This window comes from Entomomonas sp. E2T0, from assembly GCF_025985425.1.
Classification (GTDB): domain Bacteria; phylum Pseudomonadota; class Gammaproteobacteria; order Pseudomonadales; family Pseudomonadaceae; genus Entomomonas.
In genome coordinates this window covers 1,437,203-1,461,615 of sequence record NZ_CP094972.1, presented here as the reverse complement: position 1 = coordinate 1,461,615, position 24,413 = coordinate 1,437,203, and the positions used below count along the sequence as shown (strand labels likewise).

Genomic DNA, 24,413 nt, shown 5'->3' with positions numbered 1-24,413 from the left:
CTTACTTTTACTACAAGGATTAACTTATAATCATCTAAGTTATTGAGTTAAAGATATAGTTAAATCATTATGACGCAGCAGTCCGACCAACCAGATATTTCTTGTCATACGTCACCTGAGAAACAAACAGGATTGTTGGCTTTTTTCCGTCGTAATCAACAACGTATTGGTATAGCGTTTACTGTTATCGTCTTTGCACTCGCATTAGTTGCTTTTGCTCACCTTGTGGAAGATATTGATCGACAAAGTCTAACTACAGCTTTTAATAATGTTTCTTGGTATGCCATAGGCCTTGCCATATTAGCAGCCATTACCAGTTATTGTATGATTTTTGGCTATGAATGGTCTGCCAGTCGTTATGCCGATGCCAAACTACCCCTTTCTACTTTAGCCTTGGGTGGTCTTTCAGCCGCTGCTATTGGTAATGCACTAGGTTTTTCTATGCTAACTGGTGGCTCTGTTCGATATAGGGTCTATAGCAAGAAAAACACACCTGCCATGGCTATTATTCAAATGACTGTTTTTGCTAGCCTATCCTTAGGTTTAGCCCTGCCCCCCATTGCTGCATTAATGGCTTTTACCGATATTCACTACTCAGCTAAAGCATTATATTTAAATGAAACCTTACTGGTTATTATTGCTAGTGCTGTGATTGTAAGCTATATCATTTTTCTGTTTATTATTAGTCGTTTTATCTCACCTAACTATCCTTCAATTGATAGTCGCCATCTTAGTTTAGGCTTAATTACCATACGTGTTCCTAGTATGCGTATTACCATGCTGCAATTTGTAATTACTTTGCTCGATATGCTTGCAGCAAGTACTGTGCTTTATTGTTTACTACCCAACTCTGCCGATATTCCCTTTGGTACATTTTTAACTGTTTATCTATTGGCTTTAGCAGCAGGCGTACTCAGTCATGTTCCTGGTGGTTTAGGAGTATTTGAGGTAGTACTATTGGCAGCTTTCAAATCGCAATTAGACCAACCAGGTTTATTAGCGGCATTATTCTTATATCGACTAATCTATGTTGTAATGCCACTAGTTGTGGCTTGTCTAGTGCTATTAGTAGCAGAAGCAAGGCAATTTGCCTCTTCGCGCCATGCTGCCCGTCTTGCTTCAAGCGTAGCAGCGCCTGTTATGGCTTTATTAGTCTTTATTTCTGGTGTCACACTTATTTTCTCAGGGGTAGAACCTGAACCAGAACACTACCTAAATTATTTGGCTAGCTTTGTCCCTGACTATGTTATCAATAGCTCACATTTAGTAGCCAGTATAATTGGCACATTGTGCTTGGTCTCTGCACAAGGTTTGTGGCGAAGATTATCTAGCGCTTGGACTTTTACACTTATTTTAATGCTATCAGGCACTTTATTTTGTTTATTAAGAGGACTAGATTGGCAAATAGCAGCCTTACTTTTATTTGCTGCTGGCTGTTTACTTACCTTTCGTAAAGTATTTTATCGACCAAGTCAGATACTTGATATTCCTTACTCCGCAGTAACACTTATTATTGCAGGAGGCACCGTTGCCATCTCTATCTGGTTATTTTTCTTCACTTATCGCCATGTTCCCTATAGCAGTGATTTATGGTGGCAATTTACTTTAGATGCAGATGCTAGTAGAGGGTTAAGGGCAATTACAGGCAGTAGCCTCTTATTAGGCGTTATTGTTATAACATGGTTATTACATACTTCCCCACCTAAAATTCTAATACCTGATGATGAACAATTAGCTTTAGCTGAAAACATCATTAAAAACTCGCAACAACCTAACGGTGGATTGGTATTAAGTAAAGATAAAGACATTCTATTTCATTCTAAACAGGACGCTTTCATTATGTATGCCTGTCATGGTCGAAGCCTTGTTGCACTATTTGACCCTGTAGGTAATCCACAACATCATAACGAACTTATTTGGCAATTCCGCGATTATTGTGATTTACATAATGTCCGCCCTGTTTTCTATCAAGTACAGCCTGAAACACTATCAAATTATATGGATATTGGTTTAGCCGTTATTAAACTGGGTGATGAAGCTATTATTGACCTTGCCAATTTTGATATTGATAGCGAAGATAAACAAGAATTACAACAAATATGGCATACCGCACAAAGCAACAACCTATCATTAAAAATTTATAATCAAGGTGAATTGCCTTTTGAAAAACTCAAAGCTCTTACAGACATTTCCCTTATAAAGAAACAAGAACAGGAAAGGGGCTTTTCCCTTGGCAAACTTACTGAAGACTATTTACAACACTTTAGAATTGCTACTGTTGATTTTAAGGGCGAGATTATTGCTTTTGTTAATTTACTAGAAACCGATTCTAAACATTTAGTGGCTTTTGATTTAATGCAAGTCCACCCTGATGCGCCAAAGCTAACTATGGAATACTTACTTATTGCATTAGCAATAGATCTAAAAGAACAAGGTGTTAAACAATTTAGTTTAGGACTAAATCCTCTTTCAGAATTAAAACCTAGTAAAGGCGCTCCTATTGCTTACCGTTTAGGCTCACTAGTATTTAGGCGTAGCAATCAATTCTATAATTTCCAAGGTTTAAGCCGCTTTAAAGAAAAATTTAACCCCAATTGGGAAGCGCGCTATATGGCTGTACCCGCAGGGCTAGACCCATTAATTGCATTAACTGATACCGCTGCGCTAATAGCAGGTAGCTTTACTAAACTAGTTAAACGTCAATAATAGTCTATAGATGGCATCCTTTATGCTTCTTAAGTCTTAATTACTTGCAAAAGACTAGCTTCTCGCTATATGCTAGGTCTTCTCTTTGTATCCAAACTTGAGGCCTCGAATAATGACAACACAGAATTCTCAAACTGCTCAATTACAAGACTTAGGAAGAGAGCACTTACTTCCCCCTTTTACTGACTATCAACAGTTAAACGCTAAAGGTGCACGTATTATTAAACAAGCCAAAGGGGTTTATTTATGGGATACAGAAGGTAACAAGATTCTTGATGGCATGGCAGGGCTTTGGTGTGTCAACGTAGGCTATGGCCGCAAAGAATTAGCAGAAGCTGCTTATAAGCAAATGCTTGAACTACCCTACTATAATCTTTTCTTCCAAACAGCTCATCCACCTGCTATTGAACTAGCTAAAGCAATTACTGAACTAGCGCCTGAAGGAATGAATCATGTATTTTTTACAGGTTCAGGTTCAGAATCTAATGATACAGTGGTGCGTATGGTGCGCCATTATTGGGCAACCAAAGGGCAACCCAACAAACAAATTATTATAGGTAGAAATAATGGTTACCATGGTTCTACTGTAGCAGGGGCTAGTCTCAGTGGTATGCCTGCAATGCATAAACAAGGCGGAGTATTACCTGGCATAGTGCATATAGAACAACCTTATTGGTATGGTAGTGATCGCACCAAGTCACCTGAAGAGTTTGGTATTTGGGCAGCTGAACAATTAGAGCTAAAAATTCAAGAAATTGGTGTAGAGAAAATAGCTGCATTTATTGCAGAACCTATTCAAGGTGCTGGTGGCGTTATTATTCCACCTACCACTTATTGGCCAAAAGTAAGAGAAATCCTCAATAAATACGATATATTATTTGTAGCTGATGAAGTAATTTGTGGTTTTGGTCGTACGGGTGAATGGTTTGGTAGCCAATACTATGGCATTCAACCTGACTTAATGCCTATTGCCAAAGGTTTAACCTCTGGTTATTTACCCATGGGTGGTGTTATTGTACGTGATGAAATTGTTGAAGTACTAAATCAAGGTGGTGAGTTCTATCATGGTTATACTTACTCAGGACACCCTGCTTCTGCAGCAGTTGCTTTAGAAAATATCAATATACTTAAAAATGAAAACATTTTAGATCTAGTTAAACGTGATACAGCCCCCTATCTATTAGAAAAATGGACTCAGTTAGCTGATCACCCATTGGTAGGAGAAGCAAGAGCACTTGGCATGGTTGGTGCTTTAGAATTAGTTAAGGATAAACAAACAGCAGAACGTTTTGCAGGTGGCAATACCGGCATGATGTGTCGTGAACATTGCTTTAACAATGGCCTTGTTATGCGTGCTGTAGGCGATACTATGATTATTGCTCCACCACTTGTTATTACTAAAACTGAAGTTGATGAACTAATTGAAAAAGCAGTGAAATGTTTAGATTTAACTTGGCAAGATGCTAAAGCAAAATAAAAGTGTTTCACGATAAGAATTTTCTAGTGTTGTATGTAAAGAAAAACTATAATGTGCCGATTATTTCTTGGAAGTAACTACACATTAATAAGCTACTTAGTAATACCTACTAAGTGTAACTATTGGCAGGCAATTTTATCTTTATTGGGGAATTAGCCATGATGAAATTTTTTAAAAAAACACTTCTCGCCACTTCTATTACTATTGTAGCTACAGGTATGGCCTATGCTGCTGATGATGTATTGCATGTATATAACTGGTCTGACTATATTGCTCCAGACACTATCAGCAAGTTTGAAAAACAAACAGGCATCAAAGTTGTTTATGATGTATTTGATAACAACGAAATCGTAGAAGCTAAATTAATTGCTGGCAACTCAGGCTATGACATTGTTGTGCCTTCTAATGCCTTTTTAGCCAAACAAATTAAAGCCGGTTTATACCAACCATTAGATAAAACCAAATTACCTAACTGGAAAAACTTAAACCCTACCCTAATGAAAGCGTTAGAGGTTAATGATCCAGAAAATAAATATGCCGTACCTTATATGTGGGGTACTATTGGTATTGCCTATAATGTTGATAAAGTAAAAGCAGCATTAGGTGATAATGCACCTACTGATTCTTGGGATTTAGTATTCAATGTTGAAAACATGAAAAAACTAAAATCTTGTGGTGTAGCATTCCTAGACTCACCTACTGAAATGTTACCTGCTGCTATGAAATACTTAGGCAATGACCCTACAGCTACTGACACAGCTCATATAAAAGAGGCTCAAGAATTATTCTTAAAAATTCGTCCTTATGTAGCTTACTTCCATTCTTCTAAAAATATTTTAGATCTAGCTAATGGTAATATCTGTGTATCTGTAGGTTATTCAGGCGACTTACAACAAAGTAAAATACGTGCCAAAGAAGCAAAAAATGGCGTAAATATCCAATACAACATTCCTAAAGAAGGTGCTGCTAGCTTCTTTGATATGATGGCTATCCCTAAAGATGCACCAAATCCAGATGCTGCACACAAGTTTATCAACTTTATTATGCAACCTGAAATTGCAGCAGAAATTACTAACTATGTACGCTTCCCTAATGCTAATAGTGCAGCAACACCTTTAGTAATAGAAGATATCCGTAATGATCCTGGTATTTATCCAACTGAAGCTGTAATGGAAAAAATTTATACTTTCCCATTACTACCATTGAAAACACAACGTGCAATGGTAAGTAGTTGGACAAAAGTTAAAACTAGTAAATAAACCTAACTAGTTCCTAGTACACAAAGAGAGTAATAAGTTAATACAACTTATTACTCTTTGTCATTTTAATATTAGTGTGGAGATTCAAAGTAATGGCTATTGCATCTAGTGCTTTCAAAAAAGCCATGACAGGTACCCAAACGCCTAAGCAGGAACTCGTCAAGATTGATCGAGTGACTAAATCGTTTGATGGGACTATCGCTGTTGATAACGTAAGCCTTACCATTAACCGTGGCGAAATTTTTGCTTTATTAGGTGGTTCTGGCTCAGGAAAATCCACACTATTACGAATGCTAGCAGGCTTTGAAACCCCTACAGAAGGTCGTATCTTCTTAGATGGTCAAGATATTACCAAGCTACCACCTTATGAACGCCCTATTAATATGATGTTCCAATCTTATGCCCTATTCCCGCATATGACAGTGGAACAAAACATTGCTTTTGGTTTAAAACAGGATAAATTACCAAAAGATCAAATTAAGCAACGGGTTGAACAGATGTTAAAACTGGTGCATATGACACAATATGCACACCGCAAACCTCATCAACTATCGGGTGGTCAAAGACAACGTGTGGCATTAGCTCGTTCATTAGCTAAACGTCCTAAACTATTGTTATTAGACGAACCTATGGGTGCCCTTGATAAAAAACTACGCTCACAAATGCAATTAGAGTTAGTAGAGATTATTGAAAGCGTCGGTGTAACTTGCGTAATGGTTACCCATGACCAAGAAGAAGCCATGACCATGGCACAACGTATTGCCATTATGAACCAAGGCACCATTGAACAAATTGGTAGCCCTATGGATATTTACGAAACACCTGCTACTCGTTTAGTGTGCGAATTTATTGGTAACGTAAACATGTTTGAAGGTGAAATTGTTGAAGATGCCAGCAACCATGCACTAATTATTTGCCCACAGTTACCAAACCCTATTTATATAGGTCATGGTATCAGTAGCCGTGCTGAAGATAAAAAAGTTACCTATGCAATACGCCCTGAAAAAGTATTAATTAGCCATCAAAAACCTGAAATTGAACATCCAGACTATAACTGGACAACAGGTAAAGTGTATGACATTGCCTATCTAGGTGGTCATTCTGTTTACTATATCGAATTACCTTCTGGAATGATTGTACAATCATTTATGGCCAACTCTGAACGCCATGTGAAACGTCCTACATGGGATGATCAGGTTTATCTTTATTGGGAAGATGACAGCGGTGTGGTACTACAATGAACCCTAAATTAGCAACTTTCGCAAAAAGGTTAGGCCGTGGCTCTGTTATCGGCATACCCTTTTTCTGGCTATTTTTATTCTTTCTACTGCCCTTTATTATCGTATTAAAGATCAGTTTATCAGAGTCCGATTATAGCCCACCTTACCATGCTATGTTCGTATGGACAGAAGATCAGCTCTCTGTTGTTTTTAATTACTTTAGTTTTGTAAGTATTGTTCAAGATGATGACTGGGCTTATCTTGACCCTTATCTTGCGATGCTAAAACTAGCTTTTATTAGTACTTTGGTTTGCTTGATATTAGGCTATTTTATTGCCCGCGCAATAGCAAAATTACAAAACTGTAAGCTACAAAATACTTTATTATGGATTATTGCAATACCAACCATACTAACAATATTACTGCATGGTTATGCTTCCCATACAGGCAATACCCTAGCGGCTACAGGTATTGTTAATAATTTTCTTATGCACTTAGGTATTGTTAATGAACCTATTACAATTTTAAATAAAAGAATTTTTATTTATCTTAGTATTGTAATTACCCACCTATCATTAGCTGTTATTCCCATATTTTTTCAGCTTAATCAACGTGAATATAGCAATGATTTTGTTATAAAGAAAAGTCGCCTCTCTCATTTACCAAGAATGGGCTTAATTATTGGTGCACTATTAGTCTTTATTTGTATTATTGGTAAATATTTAATTCCGAATCCATTAGGTTTTGAACATTTTGAAAGCTCAAGTTATTTAACTCCTTATTTAAATTCTGTTGAATTAGCTTTCTTTAGTACATTCTTTTGTTTACTTCTTGGCTATCCAATGGCCTATGCCATTGCTAGAGCTCCCAAAAGTACCCAAGCAGTTTTGATATTATTAATTATTATGCCTACTTGGACAGCGTTACTTATCCGTGTTTATGCATGGATGACTATCTTAGGCAACGGAAATAACGGCTTATTAAACCAACTTCTAATGGGGCTAGGTATTATCAACTCACCTATTGAAATACTAAACACCTATATTGCTGTTTATATTGGGGTAGTTTATGCCTATTTACCTTTTATGGTTCTACCGCTATACGCTAATTTAGTAAAACATGATCACTCTTTATTAGAAGCGGCTGCTGACTTAGGTACAAAAAGCCTAGCAGCTTTCTGGAAAATCACTTTACCCCTCTCTAAAGGAGGTATTATTGCAGGTTGTATGTTAGTATTTATTCCTGTAATTGGTGAATTTGTTATCCCTGAATTACTAGGCGGCTCAGAATATCAATTAATTGGTCAAACTATTTATCGTGAATACTTTAGCAATAATGATTGGCCTAAAGCGGCTGCATTAGCGGTGATAATGCTAGTTCTGTTGATAATACCTATTCACTTATTTAACCGTAATCAATCTAAGCAATTGGAGGCCAACTGATGAAGAATCGTTTTAACTTCACCAATATCATGTTGGTTTTAGGTTTATTATTTATTTATCTACCGATGATTATTTTGGTAGTTTACTCCTTTAATGCTTCTAAAATGGTTGTTGTTTGGGGGGGATGGTCTGTTAAGTGGTACCAAAACTTAGCAGGTAGCAGTGATTTTATTTCTGCCCTCCTTCTATCAATAACCACAGCTATTTTTACATCACTAGCTACTATAATAGTAGTGATGGTTAGAGGTCTTTGGAAAACTAAAGGACATAATATAAAAGGTGGTTTTAGATCTACCATTTTTCTAGCATTAGAAATAGCCTTTTATGTTGCAGTAGCTACAGTAGTTTTTGGTATTTTAAAAAGAGGATGGCAAACCAACTGGTTCCAAACCGATACCAATGATCTTATTTCTGCACTATTCCGCTCTTTAGAAGTAGCCTTCTATACCTCTATTAGTGCAGTAGTTCTAGGTACTTTAGCAGCTTTTGTACTGACTCGTATGGATCATTTTAGAGGACGTTCATTCTTTGCTGGAATGGTGACTGCACCTCTCGTAATGCCTGAAATTATCACGGGTTTCTCCTTATTGTTATTATTTATGGCAATAAATGAGTTTTTTGGTTGGCCAAGTAAAGGATTAATCAATATTTGGATTGCTCATACAACCTTTTGTACGGCTTATGTAGCTATTCTTGTGTCTTCACGCCTCAGAGAACTTGATCGCTCCTTAGAAGAAGCCTCAATGGATTTAGGTGCTCCACCTTGGAAAACCTTTATTTTTATTACTATTCCAATGATCATACCATCACTATTGGCAGGCGCTATGTTATCTTTTGCAATGTCATTAGATGATGTGGTGTTAGCTAACTTCTTATCAGGCCCTGGCTCTACTACCTTACCTGTGTATATTTTCTCGAAAGTAAGATTAGGGGTTGATCCACAAATTAATGCTATTGCTTCCATTATTCTATTAGTAATATCAACCTTTACTTTAGCTGCTTGGTTTATTAATAGACGGATTGAGAAGAAACGTAAAACATTCAACTAACAGCTATCAGGGGAAAGATTATTTATATCTTTCCTCTTTTTCTTAATATAGTTAAATTTTAGCCTTAATTAATTTATAGTTAATACAAAGTTTTTTAAAAAATATATAATTAATACTCAATAATTATTCTAATTAAAAATAGGACGTATTATGCAATACAGTCGAAGTATACCAATTAATAACGTTAATATAATTACTCGTATTTTTGGAGTAATAGGCATTTTAGTACTTATATTAGGTATTGTTATATTAGAACCTATTACCATTGGTCTTGGTTCTATTTTCTTTGCTATTGGTGCTATAGCAGAATTTCTTAGAGTAAGGAGGGCTAAACAAATAGCCGAATTACAACAATATGGCATCCCCCTTCAAGCCAAATATCAAGGCGTTGAGATAAATACCAGTCTTACAGTTAATGGTAAAAGTCCTTATAGAATAGTTTGCCAATGGCTAGATACAAATACCAATCAAATTCATTTATTTTATAGTGAAAATTACTGGTATGACCCCACACCCTATATTGATAGAGAATATTTTGAAGTATTAGTGTTACCTGGTAAGTTTAAGGTTAATTTTATGGATACTGGTTTTTTACCTAAAGTAGCAAAATAATTTAAAAAAGGATGGCCCCCTCCCCCTTTTTATTTATTCCAATCTCTAGTCCGTAAGCGACCTGTTTCATAGTAGTTAGAAACTAGATCAATAAAATCTTTCATATCTCCGTTCTCAACTACTAAACGATTAACGGTTTGCCAATCAATATCTTGTTTAGAGCGCGCAGGAATTAAAATTTCAGACTCAGATAAATCTGCTATATTTAATACAATAACGCCAATACCATGTAAAGCTGATAACATTCTTAACTCATCTTCTGTCCCATCACCAGCAATTGCTGTACAAACTAAATAACCTTCATTAGCCCAAGAGGAATTACTGACAGCTTGGAAAAAGTACTCTCTCACATTCGCTCTAGTTAAGCCCTTTTTAACCTCAAATGACCAAAGCCTTGTACTTTGTCCATCCCCCTTTAAAACACAAGTACGAACTAATTGATCCCATGACTCTGCTATAGGTTGCATAGCCACAATATCTGGATGCAACCATTTATTAGCATTAATACCATAACGATTACTAGAACGCTTTTCATCGATGCGCATACAATAAAGTTTCTGTTCACTGCTTAAATATTGCATTAATAAAGGATAAAGATCGTGCTCAGATAGTAACGATTGTTTTTCTTTAGTTTGCCTAACAGTATCTTGTTCAATAGCTGCAATATCATCGGCAATAATAGAACTTACTAAACCTGTTGTTTCACTTTCATCAAACCAATAAACACGTGGTTTAGGCTTATCTTGCCAACGAATTTTCTTATTCTTCTTTATGATTTGATCTTTTTGAGCACCTATTTCTGCAACAATCTGTTGAACAAAATCTTGCTCTGTTTCAAAACGATCATTATTTCGTTTATCTTGATAATCCTCTGGATATCGTTCAATAATCGCTTTAGCAATTTCTCTAGCAGTAAACTTTTGATTAGGATGCTCAGCTAACCAATTAGCAATTTTTTGAGTTTGTGAAAGTTTACTCATCATCCATTACCCTTTTACTCTATAATTCTTTTATTACTGAGATTTAACTGTCAAATATATCATATTCATTACTGCTTAGTCAGAAACAGTTATACTATACACTTTATAAAATATCTATTAGGTTCCACTTACCATGTCTGATCAGTTTGAAATTATCCTTACCTGCCCTAAAAGCCTTGAAAGTCTGCTTAAAGATGAAGCGAGTGAGTTAGGTTTATTAGAAGCAAAAGAAAGGATAGCCAATATTCAAGGCTTAGCAGATATGGAAACAGCCTATCGACTATGTATCTGGTCTCGTTTAGCTAATAGAGTTCTTCTAGTATTAAAACGCTTTCCTGTAAAGAATGCACAAGACCTCTACGATGGTATTTATCATATTGATTGGCGAGATCATCTGGAAGCGACAGGTAGTTTAGCTATTGAATTTACAGGTAAAGGTAGTGGTATTGATAATACTCACTTTGGTGCCCTTAAAGCCAAAGATGCCATTGTCGACAGGCTAAGAAATAAACGGGGCGAACGCCCATCCATTGATAAGCTATACCCAGATCTTCGTATTCATGTACGTTTAGAACGTGGTGAAGCCACTATTTCTATCGACCTATCAGGACAAAGTCTGCACCAACGGGGCTATCGTTTACAACAAGGTGCTGCACCTTTAAAAGAAAACTTAGCAGCTGCTATTCTCATTCGTGCAGGTTGGCCGAAAATTGCCGCTGAGGGCGGTGCTTTAGTTGACCCTATGTGTGGGGTGGGAACATTAGTCATTGAAGGTGCTATGATGGCCGCTGGTGTTGCTCCTAATTTATACCGCGAACATTGGGGATTTACTAATTGGTTAGGTCATATTCCCAGTATTTGGAAACGAGTTTATCAAGAAGCACAAGAACGTTCAGAGGAAGGCTTAGCCAAACCACCGTTATGGATTCGTGGCTATGAAGCCGACCCTCGCTTAATTAAACCTGCTCATAATAATATTGCACGGGCTAACTTAGATCGTTGGATCAATATTTACCAAGGTGACCTAGCTACTTTTGCACCCCATCCTGATAAAGGACAAAAAGGTTTAGTGGTATGTAATCCTCCTTATGGTGAGCGATTAGGTGATGAGGCTAGCTTACTCTATCTTTACCAACATTTTGGTGAGGCTTTAAGAGCAGAATGCCAAGGTTGGCAAGCAGGTATTTTTACAGGTGCACCTGAACTATGTAAACGGATGGGCATTCGTAGTCATAAGCAATATGCTTTCTATAATGGTACTATTCCTTGTAAATTAGTGTTAATGGATATAGTGCCTGAGAAGTTTGTAGTACAACATTCGGAACAAGAAGAAACAACTACTACTGATAATAGACAAGCAGCTATGCTCTCGGAAGGTGCACAGATGTTTGCTAATCGCTTAGAGAAAAATAGAAAGCAATTAGCTAAATGGGCTAAACAACAAGAGATTAGCTGTTATCGCTTATACGATGCAGATATGCCTGAATATGCCTTGGCTATTGATATCTATAATGATTGGGTACATGTTCAAGAATATGCGCCACCACGCACAATTGATCCTGAGAAAGCACAAATTCGCTTATTAGATGCACTTTCAGCTATTCCGCAGGTATTAGATATTGCCCCCGAAAAAATTGTGATTAAGCGCCGTGAACAGCAAAAAGGTAAGCGCCAATACGAACGCCAAAATAGTGAAGGTCACTTTATGGAAGTGGCAGAAGGTGATGTTAAACTATTAGTTAATTTAAAAGACTATTTAGATACAGGTCTATTCTTAGATCATCGCCCCATGCGCTTACGTATTCAACAAGAGTCACAAGGTAAACGCTTCCTAAATTTATTCTGTTATACCGCTACTGCCAGCGTGCATGCGGTTAAAGGTGGGGCTAGAACAACCACCAGTGTTGATCTTTCCAAAACTTATTTAGAATGGGCTAAACGCAATTTATTATTGAACGGCTACTCTGAACGGCAAAGACTTATTCAAGCTGATGTAATAGAGTGGTTAAAAAACGATCAAGAAGAATATGATTTAATCTTTATTGATCCCCCTACTTTCTCCAACTCAAAACGTTTTGAAGGCGTGTTTGATATTCAACGAGATCATGCTAAGTTAATTAATCTTGCTATGAATCGCTTATCCAATAATGGCACGCTCTATTTCTCTAATAACTTTAGAAAATTTATATTAGATGAAAGCTTACAAGATGAATACCAAATAGAAGAAATATCTGAACAAACTATTGATATGGATTTTAAACGCAATAATAAAATCCATCGTGCTTGGAAAATAACTAAGTAATAATAAAAAAGGCTAGTAGTTACTAGCCTTTTTTATTATCAATGATTAACGATACCCGCCACTTTTCCTAAATAACCACACCCCTGAAAGGTTTGAAAATTAATAGTCAAAATAGCACGCATGGAATATACATCACCTGTTTCTTCATCAAGGCAACGTTCAGGAGCTACCCATAATTGAATAGTCTGGCCATTAGCTTCTGTAGCAAAGTTCATTTGTCCATCAGGTAAACGTTCATCAACATAAGGTAATACTAATGGATTTTGATTAACACGCTCTAATACCAGTCCTTTTGGTGCAATACTGGTTACCCATAATGGATTTTTACCAATAGTGCGCACAACCACTCGGTTATAATCATCTTCTTTACAACCCCTATTAGCATCTACTGTTAAACGATTTAACTGTTTAACTGTAAAACTTCCATCACTACTAGCTGTTGGCTTATTGTTAATAGTGCCTATTGCATCAATAAATAAGTTACCTTTTGTTTTTGTCAGCAAATCACTAGCATCCATAGCGAAATTAATATCATCCACTAACTGAAATCTTTCATTGCTACCGTTTGTACAGTCAGTTGCTATCCATTGTCCATCTTGCTGAGTTAGGACTGCTCGTAATTGAGTTTGACCAAAATAAGCAGGTCGCTTTATTTCATTATTCTGACAAGCCACCAACAATAGTAGTGATAATAATAAGCAACAAAAACGTACCAATCTCATATACTTCCCTTTCCAATTAATGGCTTACTCTATTTTATAAGCCATCCTTTTAGCTAATAATTGATCAACAACAGTAGCAATCACTAAAACGATTAATGATGGTATTAACCAAGCCAAACTTTTATCTGCTAAAGGTAAATGAATAAACCATTCAGGTATAGATATTTTTGCTGTTTTTAGTCCATCGAAAATACCGAATATAAGTGATACTAACATAACAGGAGAAAAAACATAATGTGGAAAATGCCAAAACTTTTTGAAGAAACTCATCATCACAAGCACAATACATGGTGGATAAATGGCAATCAATACAGGCTCTGATATTTTAATTAATTGGGTTAATCCGATATTAGAAATAATAAATGAAAACGTAGCAATACCCAAAATAATCGCTCGGTAAGGAATAGGTAATATAGTAGAAAAATAAGCTCCACAGGCAGTAGTCACCCCAATAGCAGTGACTAAACAAGCAATACCAATAAGAATACCAAGAAAGATAGCACCAAACTCACCAAACGTAAAATTAACATATTGATGAAGAACAACCGCACCATTATCAGCATCCATAGCAACCGAGGAGCTATTACTGCCTAATTTGAAAAGACTAATATAAACTAATGCCAAGCCAATCCCAGCGATAATACCTGCGATCACAGCATAACGTGTTAGCAGTTTAGTAGACTCAATTCCTCTTGAGCGAATAGCATTAATAATAACAATACCAAAGGCTAAAGAAGCTAGGGTATCCATTGTTAAATAACCATTCACAAAGCCCTGCGAAAAGGCTGAAACCTCATAAACCTTAGTGGCATGCCCAATATCACCTGCTGGATAAATAAAAGCTGCAATTCCTAAGATCGCTAAAGCAATAATTTTAAGTGGTGCTAATACATGACCAACTGTATCTAGTAACTTACCAGGATGTAATGAAATAGCGATGACAATTAGGAAGTAGATTAAACTATAAATAAATAAAGCATAATTTTTATAATGTTCAATAGAGTTCTCTTTAAGAAAAGGTAAGAGGCCTATTTCAAAGGAAACAGTAGCTGTTCTAGGCCCTGCAAACAAAGGACCAATTGCTAAATAACAAACGACTGTTAAGATAATTCCCGCTGTTTTACCAATTGGTTGCGTTAATTTAGCCATTGAGCCACCAACTTTGGCCATTGCTACAATGGTAATAACAGGTAACGTTACACCTGTTATTAGAAAACCTGCCGCTGCTAACCAAACATTATGTCCAGCTTGTAACCCAATAAAAGGGGGGAAAATAATATTTCCTGCACCCACAAACAAAGCAAAGGTCATAAAACCTAATGCAAAGATGTCTCGTGTTCTCAATGTATTCATTAAAGGCTGTACCACATTAAACTAAAATCATTTATCAAAAATTGCATAAATAATTTTGTGCGTTATTTTGCAAAATAACTTAAGTAAGTAATAAAACTCGCAAATATAACAGAATTTGTTAATAATTGTGATTTTATTGCAACTCTTAAGTGCAACCAATGTGGTAAGAAGGTTGCAATATAGACCAAGTAAAGGATAATTTTTTAGTAACTAAGTTTTAATAAATGTTACCGATTGGCCTAATAATTATTGCTAGTTTCTTTTGAAAACTAGCAATAAAGTTGCAAGAATATAAATAATAGACCGGTAATTAACTATAAAGTGCCCAAAAACATGAATATAGTTAGCCCCCTAAATAAGCGTTACGCACTTCTGGATCAGTTAATAAATCATGACCACTGCCTTGCATAACAATATGACCATTTTCTAACACATAAGCACGATCGGCTAATTTAAGTGCTTGATTAGCATTCTGTTCCACTAAGAAAACAGTTACGCCCTCTGCCCTCAATTGCTCAATAATAGCAAAGATTTGTTGAATAATAATGGGGGCTAAACCTAAAGAAGGCTCATCTAACAATAATAATTCAGGCTTACTCATCATTGCCCGACCAATGGCCAGCATTTGTTGCTCACCACCAGACATTGTTCCTGCACGTTGTGTAAAGCGTTCCTTTAGACGTGGAAACAACGTTAATACTTTGTCCATTTGCTCGTCATAATCTTTACTACTGGCGAAAAAACCACCCATTGCAAGATTTTCTTCAACGGTTAAGCGTGAAAATACGCGGCGTCCTTCTGGAACAACGGCAATGCCTTGTCGCATAATATGATGGGTTGGCTGCCCCACTAACTCTTCACCTTTATAAAGGATACTGCCACTCTGCGCCCTAGGTGAACCACAAAGCGTCATCAATAAAGTAGATTTACCTGCACCATTAGCACCAATTAGGGTAACAATCTCCCCCTTTTCAACACTAATAGAAACATCATGCAGCGCCTGAATTTTGCCATAAAAGGTAGAAACTTGATTAATGGTTAACATTATTCCTCCCCCAAATAGGCTTTAATCACTTCGGGGTTATTACGTATTTCCTCAGGTAATCCTTCAGCCAATGGCTTACCTTGATTAATCACCACAATATAATCTGAAATAGTCATCACTAATTTCATATCATGTTCAATTAATAATACTGTTACATTGTAGTCATCACGTAATAAGGCGATTAACTCTTTTAAATCTTCTGTTTCTTTAGGGTTTAAACCAGCAGCTGGCTCATCTAGCATCAATATTTCTGGTTTGGTCATCATACAGCGAATAATTTCAAGACGACGTTGTTGCCCATAAGCCAAAGTACCTGCTGTGCGATTAGCCACATCGATTAAGCCTACTTTTTCTAACCATTGGCTAGCATACTCTAATGCTTTACGCTCACTTCTTCGGTAACTAGCTGTTTTTAAAAGACCACCAATAAAACTAGTATTTAAATGACGATGTTGTGCAATTAACAAGTTCTCAATAGCTGTCATTTCAGAGAATAAACGCACATTTTGAAAGGTTCTGACTACCCCTTTGCGTGCTACCTTATGACCCGCTAACCCTTGAATTTGCTCTCCTTTTAAAGTGATGGTGCCACCTGTAGGCTTATAAAATCCTGTTAAGCAGTTAAATACTGTAGTTTTACCTGCCCCATTAGGCCCAATTAACGAAAGAATTTGTTTTTCTTTAACTTTAAAACCAACGCCATCAACTGCTAATAAACCACCAAAACGCATCGCTAAATCTTTAACTTCTAATATTACTTGACTCATCGGCGCTTTAACTCCAGATGGGGTCTTTGCATAGGTAGTAAACCTTGTGGACGCCAAATCATAATAACAATCATACTAAGTCCAAAAATTAGCATACGATATTCTTGAAACTCTTGCATATTTTCTAACAGCCCCATAAAAATAGCCGCTAGAATCACCCCCAGCTGTGAACCTAAGCCACCTAAAACAACAATAGCAAGAATCATTGCTGAGCCTAGAAAGGTAAAGTCACCCGGATAAATAGTGCCTTGTTTAGCGGCGAAAATACAGCCTGCCAAACCAGCAAAGCTAGCTCCAATAGTAAATGCAGACAGTTTAATTAAGGTAGGATTTAGCCCTAAAGCACGACACGCAATTTCATCTTCACGCAATGCTTCCCAAGCTCTACCAATAGGCATACGAATTAATCGATTAATCACAAATAAAGCAAGTAATACAAATAACAACAGAATAATATAGATAAATATCATTCTATAATCACTGCTGAACTTTATTCCAAAGAACTCATGGAAAGTAGTTACTCCCTCTGGTGCTCGTCGGCTAAAAGCAAGACCAAAGAAAGTAGGCGCATCCACTGACATTCCCCTTGGGCCATTGGTAAATTGTGTTAGATTATTCAGTAAAATTCGAATAATCTCACCAAAGCCTAAAGTAACGATGGCTAAATAGTCACCTCTAAGTCTTAAGACAGGAAAACCTAATAATAAGCCAAAAATAGCAGCAGCTAATCCAGCCAAAGGTAATGATGCCCAAAATCCAAGGCCTGCAAACTCCATTAAAAAGGCATAGGTATAGGCACCCACTGCATAAAAACCAATATAGCCTAGATCCAACAAGCCTGCTAAACCTACTACAATATTTAGACCTAACCCCAATAAGGCATAAATAAGAATAGTGGTAGCTGTGGTCATAATTACCTTAGACCCCATAAAAGGAATAAGGAATGCCACAATAATTAAAGCTAGCATTATCCATATTTGGGTTGACTGCATGGTTAATTTAGCTTTAAGGCGGAGAGGGATAAATGAAGAGTTAGGATGACGTGGAAATTTAGCGGTTAATAAATCACGAGCAATACACCAAACAAACATGGCTAGAGCAGCAATGGCAATCAGCCATAGGGTTTTGGCATCAGCACCTTCAACAACAAAGCCTACTCCTTGCCCTGTTAACTTAAGACCAAACACCGAATAAGCTAAAATAACCACTAATAAGGCATTAATAAACGCCATACGAATGGATTTATTCATACCTTTTCTACCTCTGGTCGGCCTAAAATGCCTGTTGGCCTAAATAGTAAGATAAGCACTAATAAACTAAAGGCCACCACATCTTTATATTGGTCTCCCAAGATATCGCCACCAAAAGCTTCTGCTACCCCTAATACTAAACCACCTAACATAGCACCTGGAATACTGCCAATACCACCTAACACAGCCGCAGTAAATGCTTTTATACCAGCTAAGAAACCCATATTGGTATTAATCACACCATATTGCATACCTAGTAGTACAGAAGCAACCGCTGCTAACATGGCACCGATAACGAAGGTTGAAGAAATAACCGTATTGGTATTAATACCTAATAAGTTAACCATCTTCATATCTTGTGAACAAGCTCGACAGGCACGACCTAAACGTGACTTAGCGATAAACACACTCAAACCAATCATGGCAATTAAAGTCACTATCCAGATAAATAATTGCATATAGGAGATCATTAACTGTCCCCCTGCTAGCTCTAAATTACCTGAAATAAGGGGTTGAATAGATTTATCGTCAGTACCTTGACCTAATTTCACATAGTCTTGTAAAAAAATAGACATACCAATAGCGGTAATCAGTGGAATCAAACGGTTACTACCACGTAAGGGGCGGTAAGCCACTCGTTCAATACTGTAACCATAGGTACAGGTGACAATCATACTAAGAATAAAAGCACCTATGATTAATAAAGGGACACTTTCTAAGCCCATCATACTAAGGCCCAGCAAAGCAATAAACGCTATATAAGAACCGATCATATAAACTTCGCCATGAGCGAAGTTAATCATACCTATAATGCCATAAACCATCGTGTAGCCGATGGCTATTAATGCATAGGTACTACCTACAGTTAAACCATTTATTAACTGCTGAAGATAATGGTAATAATCCATAGTTAACCTTATTTAATTTTTATATTACTACTAGTCAAAGTCCTATAAAAAGTAGGTAGCATACCTACCTACTTTTACAAATAAATTATTTGGCTAGTGTTTTACTACCATCTTTATGCCACTCATAAACAGAGAATTGGAAACCGTTAATATCACCTTTTTTATCAAAAGAGATATTTTCACCCAATACTACATCAAATTTCTCACTATGAATTACATCAGCTACTTCTTCTGTATCTGTTGATTTTGCTTTCTCAATACCTTGTGCAATCACTTGTACCGCTGCATAAGCAGGTAATACGAAAGCGCCAGCCGCATCTACTTTTCTAGCTTTTAATGCTTCTACTACAGGCGCATTACGTGTATCGCTATCTACAGATCTTGGTAAAGTAACCAATAAACCTTCTGAAGCTTCACCAGCGATAGCTGATAACATTGGGTTACCAGCACCTTCAGGCCCCATAAATTTCGCATTCAAGCCTTTTTCTTTAGCTTGGCGAAGTAACATACCTAATTCTGGGTGGTAACCACCAAAATAAACAAAATCTACATTCTCACGTTTTAGTTTAGTAATTAAACTAGAGAAATCTTTATCCCCTACATTAATACCCTCAAAGGTAATTACTTTAACGCCTTTACCTTCTATTGCCTCTTTAAACGCTGTAGCAACACCTTCACCATATTGTTGTTTGTCATGAATAACAGCTACCGCTTTAGGTTTAACTTTTTCTGCTACATAGCTAGCCGCTACAGGTGCCTGCATATTATCTAAACCGATAGTACGGAACACCATTTGATAACCACGCTCAGTAATTTCTGGTGCAGTGGCTGATGGGGTAACCATTAACACACCATCTTCATCATAAATATTAACAGCTACTTGAGTAGGGCCTGAACAAGTATGACCTACTACAAATTTAACACCATCATTAACAATTTTATTAGCTACTGCTACGCCTTGTTTAGCATCACACATATCATCATATTTAACTGCTTCTAATTTAGCACCATTAACACCGCCTGCTTTATTAATTTCATCAACTGCTGCTAATGCGCCAGCAAAAACCATATCACCATATTGTACAACTGGGCCAGTTACAGGGCCTACAACACCAATTTTAATAGTTTCTGCGGCCAAGCCATAACCACTGAAACCAATAAAGGCCATCGCCGTTAGTAATTTTGAGAAATGATTCATTAGATAAACCCCATTAAATTTATTTATTTGATGCCTACTCAATTGATTTATATAGAATAAGCAATTTAACTTTTAGAAAACATAAACAATTAACTTTTTCCGTGATTATCTTCATTTAATTGTTATATTCATTTTTAACTTTACTCAACTATCATAACAAAAAGATACACTCTGCATGCAGTAGAATTTTATAAACATGCTAGAGTAAACTTATAACTACATAATCTTATAAGGAATTATTTATTTTGGCAAAAACTATCTTTATTACTGGTTGCTCAAGTGGCATAGGATTGACTTCAGCCCATTATTTAAAGAGTCTTGGTTTTAGGGTCATAACCTCCTGTCGCAAAGAAAGTGACTTTAATAATTTACAACAACAAGGGTTTGAAGTTGTTTTATTAGACTTGGATAGCAGTGAAAGCATTCACAAAGCTAGCTTACAAATCTCAGAAATGACCCAAGGCAGACTTTATGGTCTATTTAATAATGCAGGTTTTGGTATTTATGGGCCTTTACAAGAAATTAGTCGTGAACAGCTAGAGAAACAGTTTTCTACCAATGTATTTGGCTTACATGAGTTAACTAATAAGCTATTACCACTGATGTTACCCCATAATGAGGGACGTATTGTACAAACCAGTTCAGTGATGGGATTTGTGGCCACTGCTGGACGTGGTGCTTATGCTGCCAGTAAATATGCGGTGGAAGGTTTAAGTGATGCTTTACGTTTAGAATTACATAGCACAGGTATAAAGGTGAGTTTAATTGAGCCAGGACCCATCAAAACATCGTTTTCTAAAAATGTAAATCAAGTAGATGAACAAAATAAAGTGGTAAACCCAAGCATTGCTGCTAAATTTTCATTAACAGCAGATGATGTTATGCCCTATCTAAAACATGCTTTCACCCATCCTAAACCTAAAATTCGTTATCGAATTACTATGATTAGTAAAAGTATGTGGCTAGCTAAACGCTTATTGCCTAGTAGTTGGCTAGATAAGATTTTATTAAAGAAATAATTGCGTAGCTTACAAAGCCGTAAGCTACTTATAGCTATTTCTATATAATTTTAGACAAGGCGAATGACTGAAGACAGTACAACTAGTACGGCAAAGTCATTCAACGACGTATAAAAATATAGAGTAATAGCTATATATTATTTATGCACCTATTGGCAATACAGTTCTACCATATTGCTCATTAAGTACTTCGGCCATGGCTAAATAAATAGCACTTGCACCACAAATAATTCCCTCAAAGCCAGCAATGATTAGAATTGTTTTACTACCAATAATATTACCTATAGCCAATAAAAAGAATAGTACCACTAAACTACCAAACACAAACTGTAATGCTCGATTACCTTGTAATGTACCAAAGAACATAAATAAGGTGAAAATGCCCCATAGCCCTAAGTAAATACCTAAAAAGCTTGCATCTGTTGCAGAAATAGCACCTGATAAGGGTAAATACCAAACACCTACTAATGTTAACCAAAAGCAACCATAGGAAGTAAAAGCTGTGGCACCAAACGTATTACCTTTTTTATATTCCAAAATCCCTGCAATAATTTGCGCAATACCTCCATAGAAAATCCCCATTGCGACGATAGCAGTTACTACTGGAAAAAAGCCAGCATTATGAATATTTAATAACACGGTGGTCATACCAAATCCCATTAAACCAAGTGGTGCTGGATTTGCCAATGTTGCTGTTGTCATCTTTATAAACCTCTTTATTATTTTAAAAATTACTTAGTTTTATAGTGCATCATTATTATTTTTCTCTGCTGATTATAAATATGAAATCTTTTCCTTATAATCACCAATTCAGTTTATTAGATTAAAGTTTTATATGCAATCTTTAATGATTTTAATTAACTAAAAGTAGAGGTTACTGACTATTGAGGAAAATAAAGAAATAAACATGTAAACTCAATCACCCAACAAATTTATATTATTTATTATGGCTAAATAAAAAATACCAGAAGATAACTTCTGGTATTTTTTTATCTATTTAAGTTAGTGAGAAACTGCACCACTGGCGCCTATTCCTGTTTGCGAGCGAATAAACTGTGGTAAGAAACGTGCACGCTCTTGGTGTGCCTGACTAGACTTGTCAGTAACAGAGAAGATCCAAACCCCCATAAAGGCAACAAACATGGAGAATAAAGCAGGATATTCATAAGGGAAGATTGCTTTTTCATGCCCTAAGATTTGCACCCAAACGGTTGGCCCTAAGATCATTAACACAACAGCAGTTGCTAATCCTAAACCACCGCCCCAGAAAGCACCACGAGTGGTTAAGCCTTTCCAGTACATCGATAAAAACAGAATAGGGAAATTACAACTAGCAGCAATGGAGAATGCTAATCCCACCATGAAGGCAATATTTTGCTTCTCAAATAGAATGCCTAATAATACAGCAACGATACCCAACGCTAAGGTAGCAAGACGAGTTACTCGCATTTCAGTTCTTTCACTCACTTTACCATCTTTAAGCACACAAGAATAAAGATCATGAGAAACAGCCGAAGCACCTGCGAGTGCCAAACCTGCAACTACTGCTAAAATAGTGGCAAAGGCAACCGCTGAAATAAAGCCAAGGAACAAGTCACCACCCACAGCATGAGCAAGATGCACAGCGGCCATATTATTACCACCTAACAACTCACCTGTTGGGCTATGGAAAGCTGGGTTACCTGTTACTAAAATAATAGCGCCAAAGCCAATAATAAAAGTTAGGATATAGAAGTAACCAATAAAACCTGTGGCATAAAAAACGCTCTTACGAGCTTCTTTGGCACTACTAACGGTAAAGAATCGCATTAAAATATGCGGCAAGCCTGCTGTACCAAACATTAATGCAAAAGCCAATGAGAATGCAGAAATAGGATCAGGTGCTAATCCACCAGGGAACATAATAGCATTACCTTTTGGATGTAACTCAATAGCTCGATTAAATAAAGTACCTAAATCAAAATTAACTGCTACCAGTACCATAATCGCCATAAAGCTAGCACCAAATAATAACAATACTGCTTTAATAATTTGCACCCATGTGGTTGCTAACATACCGCCAAACAGTACATACAGCACCATTAAGATACCTACTAGTACTACAGCAATATGATAATTTAAGCCGAATAATAACTCGATTAATTTACCTGCACCTACCATTTGTGCAATCAAATAAAGTGCTACTACAATCAACGAACTAAACGCTGACAAGGTACGAATTGCACGTTGTTTTAGACGATAAGAAGCCACATCGGCAAAGGTAAATTTACCTAAGTTACGTAAACGCTCGGCAATCATAAATAAAATTAATGGCCATCCCGCTAAGAAACCAATGGAATAAATCAAGCCATCATAGCCAGAGGTAAAAACCAGTGCGGAAATACCTAAGAATGAAGCTGCTGACATAAAGTCCCCAGCAATTGCGAGACCGTTTTGAAAGCCTGTAATTTTACCCCCCGCGGTATAATGATCAGCTTTTGACGTATTGCGCTTAGCTGCCCATTTAGTAATATACAAGGTTGCTGATACAAAGATTAAAAACATCACAATGGCTGACAAATTGAGTGGTTGTCTCTCAACAGCACCATCAATAGCTCCAGCAGCTTGCACCATCGTTGTACACAGTAGCAGAATACTGATTTGTAATATTCTTGTTATCATTATTTTGTCTCCTGCATATCTTTTAGCGATTCAACGACTTCTTGATTTAAACGATCGAAATCACCATTGGCTTTGTAAACATAGATTCCAGAAAGAGCGATGGCTAATAAAATTAAACCAATCCCCATAGGAATTCCATAAGTAACAGAACCTCCCTCAAAAATAGGTGTTCCAACAAATTTAGGTGCATAAGCTAATAGCAGAATAAATGAACAGTAACTCCCCAACATTATACTAGACAATACCCAAGCAAAAACTGAACGTTGCCGAACCAGTTTTTCAAAGGTAACATTTGACTCAATTTTTTGATAATGCGTCGAAGCATCATCATTGTGAACGACATTTGACATATCTACTTTCCTCATACTTATTATTATTACTATTAACAGTTTTTATTTTTATAATTGCGTCTAAAGTATAGAGAGGAACATTTTGGTTGGTAA

At 36.6% G+C, this 24,413-nt stretch carries 18 protein-coding genes and 3 pseudogenes; 10 read left to right on the top strand and 11 right to left on the bottom strand.

Going from position 1 to position 24,413, the window contains the following annotated elements; translation table 11 throughout:
• Positions 1-69: 69 nt before the first annotated feature.
• The 8 genes and pseudogenes from mprF to MTZ49_RS06975 all read left to right on the top strand — a co-directional run bounded on the left by mprF (position 70) and on the right by MTZ49_RS06975 (position 9,765).
• Complete coding sequence (gene mprF / locus MTZ49_RS07005) at positions 70-2,706, top strand: bifunctional lysylphosphatidylglycerol flippase/synthetase MprF (protein ID WP_264747628.1); 2,637 nt, start codon at positions 70-72, stop codon at positions 2,704-2,706.
• 112 nt (positions 2,707-2,818) lie between these two features.
• Positions 2,819-4,183, top strand: a complete 1,365-nt coding sequence (locus tag MTZ49_RS07000; RefSeq protein ID WP_264747627.1) for an aspartate aminotransferase family protein — start codon at positions 2,819-2,821, stop codon at positions 4,181-4,183.
• A gap of 161 nt (positions 4,184-4,344) precedes the next feature.
• The gene (locus tag MTZ49_RS06995) at positions 4,345-5,442 is read left to right on the top strand and encodes a polyamine ABC transporter substrate-binding protein (protein WP_319804752.1); all 1,098 of its coding nucleotides are present in this window, start codon (positions 4,345-4,347) and stop codon (positions 5,440-5,442) included.
• Positions 5,443-5,534: 92 nt separating this feature from the next.
• Positions 5,535-6,683 (top strand): polyamine ABC transporter ATP-binding protein, encoded by a 1,149-nt coding sequence (gene potA / locus MTZ49_RS06990; protein ID WP_264747625.1) that lies wholly within the window; start codon positions 5,535-5,537, stop codon positions 6,681-6,683.
• 746 nt (positions 6,684-7,429) lie between these two features.
• A pseudogene (locus MTZ49_RS06985) lies at positions 7,430-8,104 on the top strand (ABC transporter permease subunit); the annotation flags it as partial.
• Positions 8,104-8,256 (top strand): annotated as a pseudogene (locus MTZ49_RS15790) (putrescine ABC transporter permease PotI); the annotation flags it as partial. The pseudogenes MTZ49_RS06985 and MTZ49_RS15790, both read left to right, overlap by 1 nt.
• Positions 8,257-8,469: 213 nt before the next feature.
• Positions 8,470-9,153: pseudogene (locus tag MTZ49_RS06980) on the top strand (ABC transporter permease subunit); the annotation flags it as partial.
• 150 nt (positions 9,154-9,303) lie between these two features.
• A complete protein-coding gene (locus MTZ49_RS06975) occupies positions 9,304-9,765 on the top strand; it encodes a hypothetical protein (RefSeq protein ID WP_264747624.1) in 462 nt (153 codons plus the stop codon).
• 29 nt (positions 9,766-9,794) lie between these two features.
• Here the strand turns inward: MTZ49_RS06975 and MTZ49_RS06970 are convergent, their stop codons facing one another.
• Positions 9,795-10,748 (bottom strand): COG2958 family protein, encoded by a 954-nt coding sequence (locus tag MTZ49_RS06970; RefSeq protein WP_264747623.1) that lies wholly within the window; start codon positions 10,746-10,748, stop codon positions 9,795-9,797.
• A 130-nt stretch (positions 10,749-10,878) separates the two neighbouring features.
• Between MTZ49_RS06970 and rlmKL the strand changes: the two genes are divergently transcribed.
• On the top strand, positions 10,879-13,047 hold the full coding sequence (gene rlmKL / locus MTZ49_RS06965; protein WP_264747622.1) for a bifunctional 23S rRNA (guanine(2069)-N(7))-methyltransferase RlmK/23S rRNA (guanine(2445)-N(2))-methyltransferase RlmL: 2,169 nt from the start codon (positions 10,879-10,881) through the stop codon (positions 13,045-13,047).
• Between the two features lie 38 nt (positions 13,048-13,085).
• On the opposite strand, the gene MTZ49_RS06960 is transcribed toward rlmKL, so the two are convergent.
• From MTZ49_RS06960 to MTZ49_RS06930, 7 genes are all read right to left on the bottom strand, one after another.
• Entirely contained in the window at positions 13,086-13,769 is a 684-nt protein-coding gene (locus MTZ49_RS06960; protein WP_264747621.1) for a hypothetical protein, read from the bottom strand.
• A gap of 24 nt (positions 13,770-13,793) precedes the next feature.
• Positions 13,794-15,122, bottom strand: coding sequence for a branched-chain amino acid transport system II carrier protein (brnQ, locus tag MTZ49_RS06955; RefSeq protein ID WP_264747620.1), 1,329 nt, complete (start codon positions 15,120-15,122; stop codon positions 13,794-13,796).
• A gap of 343 nt (positions 15,123-15,465) precedes the next feature.
• A complete protein-coding gene (locus MTZ49_RS06950; protein WP_264747619.1) occupies positions 15,466-16,167 on the bottom strand; it encodes an ABC transporter ATP-binding protein in 702 nt (233 codons plus the stop codon).
• A complete protein-coding gene (gene livG / locus MTZ49_RS06945; RefSeq protein ID WP_264747618.1) occupies positions 16,167-16,934 on the bottom strand; it encodes a high-affinity branched-chain amino acid ABC transporter ATP-binding protein LivG in 768 nt (255 codons plus the stop codon). The genes MTZ49_RS06950 and livG overlap by 1 nt, the downstream gene beginning before the upstream one ends.
• Positions 16,931-18,184, bottom strand: coding sequence for a high-affinity branched-chain amino acid ABC transporter permease LivM (gene livM, locus MTZ49_RS06940; RefSeq protein ID WP_264747617.1), 1,254 nt, complete (start codon positions 18,182-18,184; stop codon positions 16,931-16,933). The genes livG and livM overlap by 4 nt, the downstream gene beginning before the upstream one ends.
• The gene (livH, locus tag MTZ49_RS06935) at positions 18,181-19,092 is read right to left on the bottom strand and encodes a high-affinity branched-chain amino acid ABC transporter permease LivH (RefSeq protein ID WP_264747616.1); all 912 of its coding nucleotides are present in this window, start codon (positions 19,090-19,092) and stop codon (positions 18,181-18,183) included. The genes livM and livH overlap by 4 nt, the downstream gene beginning before the upstream one ends.
• A gap of 85 nt (positions 19,093-19,177) precedes the next feature.
• Positions 19,178-20,290: a high-affinity branched-chain amino acid ABC transporter substrate-binding protein gene (locus tag MTZ49_RS06930; RefSeq protein ID WP_264747615.1), complete on the bottom strand. Its 1,113-nt coding sequence runs from the start codon at positions 20,288-20,290 to the stop codon at positions 19,178-19,180.
• A 245-nt stretch (positions 20,291-20,535) separates the two neighbouring features.
• On the opposite strand from MTZ49_RS06930, the gene MTZ49_RS06925 reads away from it, so the two are divergent.
• Positions 20,536-21,309, top strand: a complete 774-nt coding sequence (locus MTZ49_RS06925; RefSeq protein ID WP_264747614.1) for an SDR family oxidoreductase — start codon at positions 20,536-20,538, stop codon at positions 21,307-21,309.
• 141 nt (positions 21,310-21,450) lie between these two features.
• Here MTZ49_RS06925 and satP read toward each other — a convergent pair whose 3' ends face one another.
• The 3 genes from satP to MTZ49_RS06910 form a co-directional block, all read right to left on the bottom strand.
• Positions 21,451-22,011 (bottom strand): acetate uptake transporter, encoded by a 561-nt coding sequence (gene satP / locus MTZ49_RS06920; protein ID WP_264747613.1) that lies wholly within the window; start codon positions 22,009-22,011, stop codon positions 21,451-21,453.
• A gap of 300 nt (positions 22,012-22,311) precedes the next feature.
• A complete protein-coding gene (locus tag MTZ49_RS06915) occupies positions 22,312-23,970 on the bottom strand; it encodes a cation acetate symporter (RefSeq protein WP_264747612.1) in 1,659 nt (552 codons plus the stop codon).
• Positions 23,970-24,320 (bottom strand): DUF485 domain-containing protein, encoded by a 351-nt coding sequence (locus MTZ49_RS06910; RefSeq protein WP_264747611.1) that lies wholly within the window; start codon positions 24,318-24,320, stop codon positions 23,970-23,972. Before MTZ49_RS06910 ends, MTZ49_RS06915 begins: the two co-directional genes overlap by 1 nt.
• Between the last annotated feature and the right edge of the window lie 93 nt (positions 24,321-24,413).

Excerpts from the sequence above, each read along its gene's own strand:
- mprF (WP_264747628.1), top strand. The coding sequence starts at position 70 with ATGACGCAGCAGTCCGACCAACCAGATATTTCTTGTCATACGTCACCT.
- MTZ49_RS07000 (WP_264747627.1), top strand. The coding sequence starts at position 2,819 with ATGACAACACAGAATTCTCAAACTGCTCAATTACAAGACTTAGGAAGA.
- MTZ49_RS06995 (WP_319804752.1), top strand. The coding sequence starts at position 4,345 with ATGAAATTTTTTAAAAAAACACTTCTCGCCACTTCTATTACTATTGTA.
- potA (WP_264747625.1), top strand. The coding sequence starts at position 5,535 with ATGGCTATTGCATCTAGTGCTTTCAAAAAAGCCATGACAGGTACCCAA.
- MTZ49_RS06975 (WP_264747624.1), top strand. The coding sequence starts at position 9,304 with ATGCAATACAGTCGAAGTATACCAATTAATAACGTTAATATAATTACT.
- MTZ49_RS06970 (WP_264747623.1), bottom strand. The coding sequence starts at position 10,748 with ATGATGAGTAAACTTTCACAAACTCAAAAAATTGCTAATTGGTTAGCT.
- rlmKL (WP_264747622.1), top strand. The coding sequence starts at position 10,879 with ATGTCTGATCAGTTTGAAATTATCCTTACCTGCCCTAAAAGCCTTGAA.
- MTZ49_RS06960 (WP_264747621.1), bottom strand. The coding sequence starts at position 13,769 with ATGAGATTGGTACGTTTTTGTTGCTTATTATTATCACTACTATTGTTG.
- brnQ (WP_264747620.1), bottom strand. The coding sequence starts at position 15,122 with ATGAATACATTGAGAACACGAGACATCTTTGCATTAGGTTTTATGACC.
- MTZ49_RS06950 (WP_264747619.1), bottom strand. The coding sequence starts at position 16,167 with ATGTTAACCATTAATCAAGTTTCTACCTTTTATGGCAAAATTCAGGCG.
- livG (WP_264747618.1), bottom strand. The coding sequence starts at position 16,934 with ATGAGTCAAGTAATATTAGAAGTTAAAGATTTAGCGATGCGTTTTGGT.
- livM (WP_264747617.1), bottom strand. The coding sequence starts at position 18,184 with ATGAATAAATCCATTCGTATGGCGTTTATTAATGCCTTATTAGTGGTT.
- livH (WP_264747616.1), bottom strand. The coding sequence starts at position 19,092 with ATGGATTATTACCATTATCTTCAGCAGTTAATAAATGGTTTAACTGTA.
- MTZ49_RS06930 (WP_264747615.1), bottom strand. The coding sequence starts at position 20,290 with ATGAATCATTTCTCAAAATTACTAACGGCGATGGCCTTTATTGGTTTC.
- satP (WP_264747613.1), bottom strand. The coding sequence starts at position 22,011 with ATGACAACAGCAACATTGGCAAATCCAGCACCACTTGGTTTAATGGGA.
- MTZ49_RS06915 (WP_264747612.1), bottom strand. The coding sequence starts at position 23,970 with ATGATAACAAGAATATTACAAATCAGTATTCTGCTACTGTGTACAACG.
- MTZ49_RS06910 (WP_264747611.1), bottom strand. The coding sequence starts at position 24,320 with ATGTCAAATGTCGTTCACAATGATGATGCTTCGACGCATTATCAAAAA.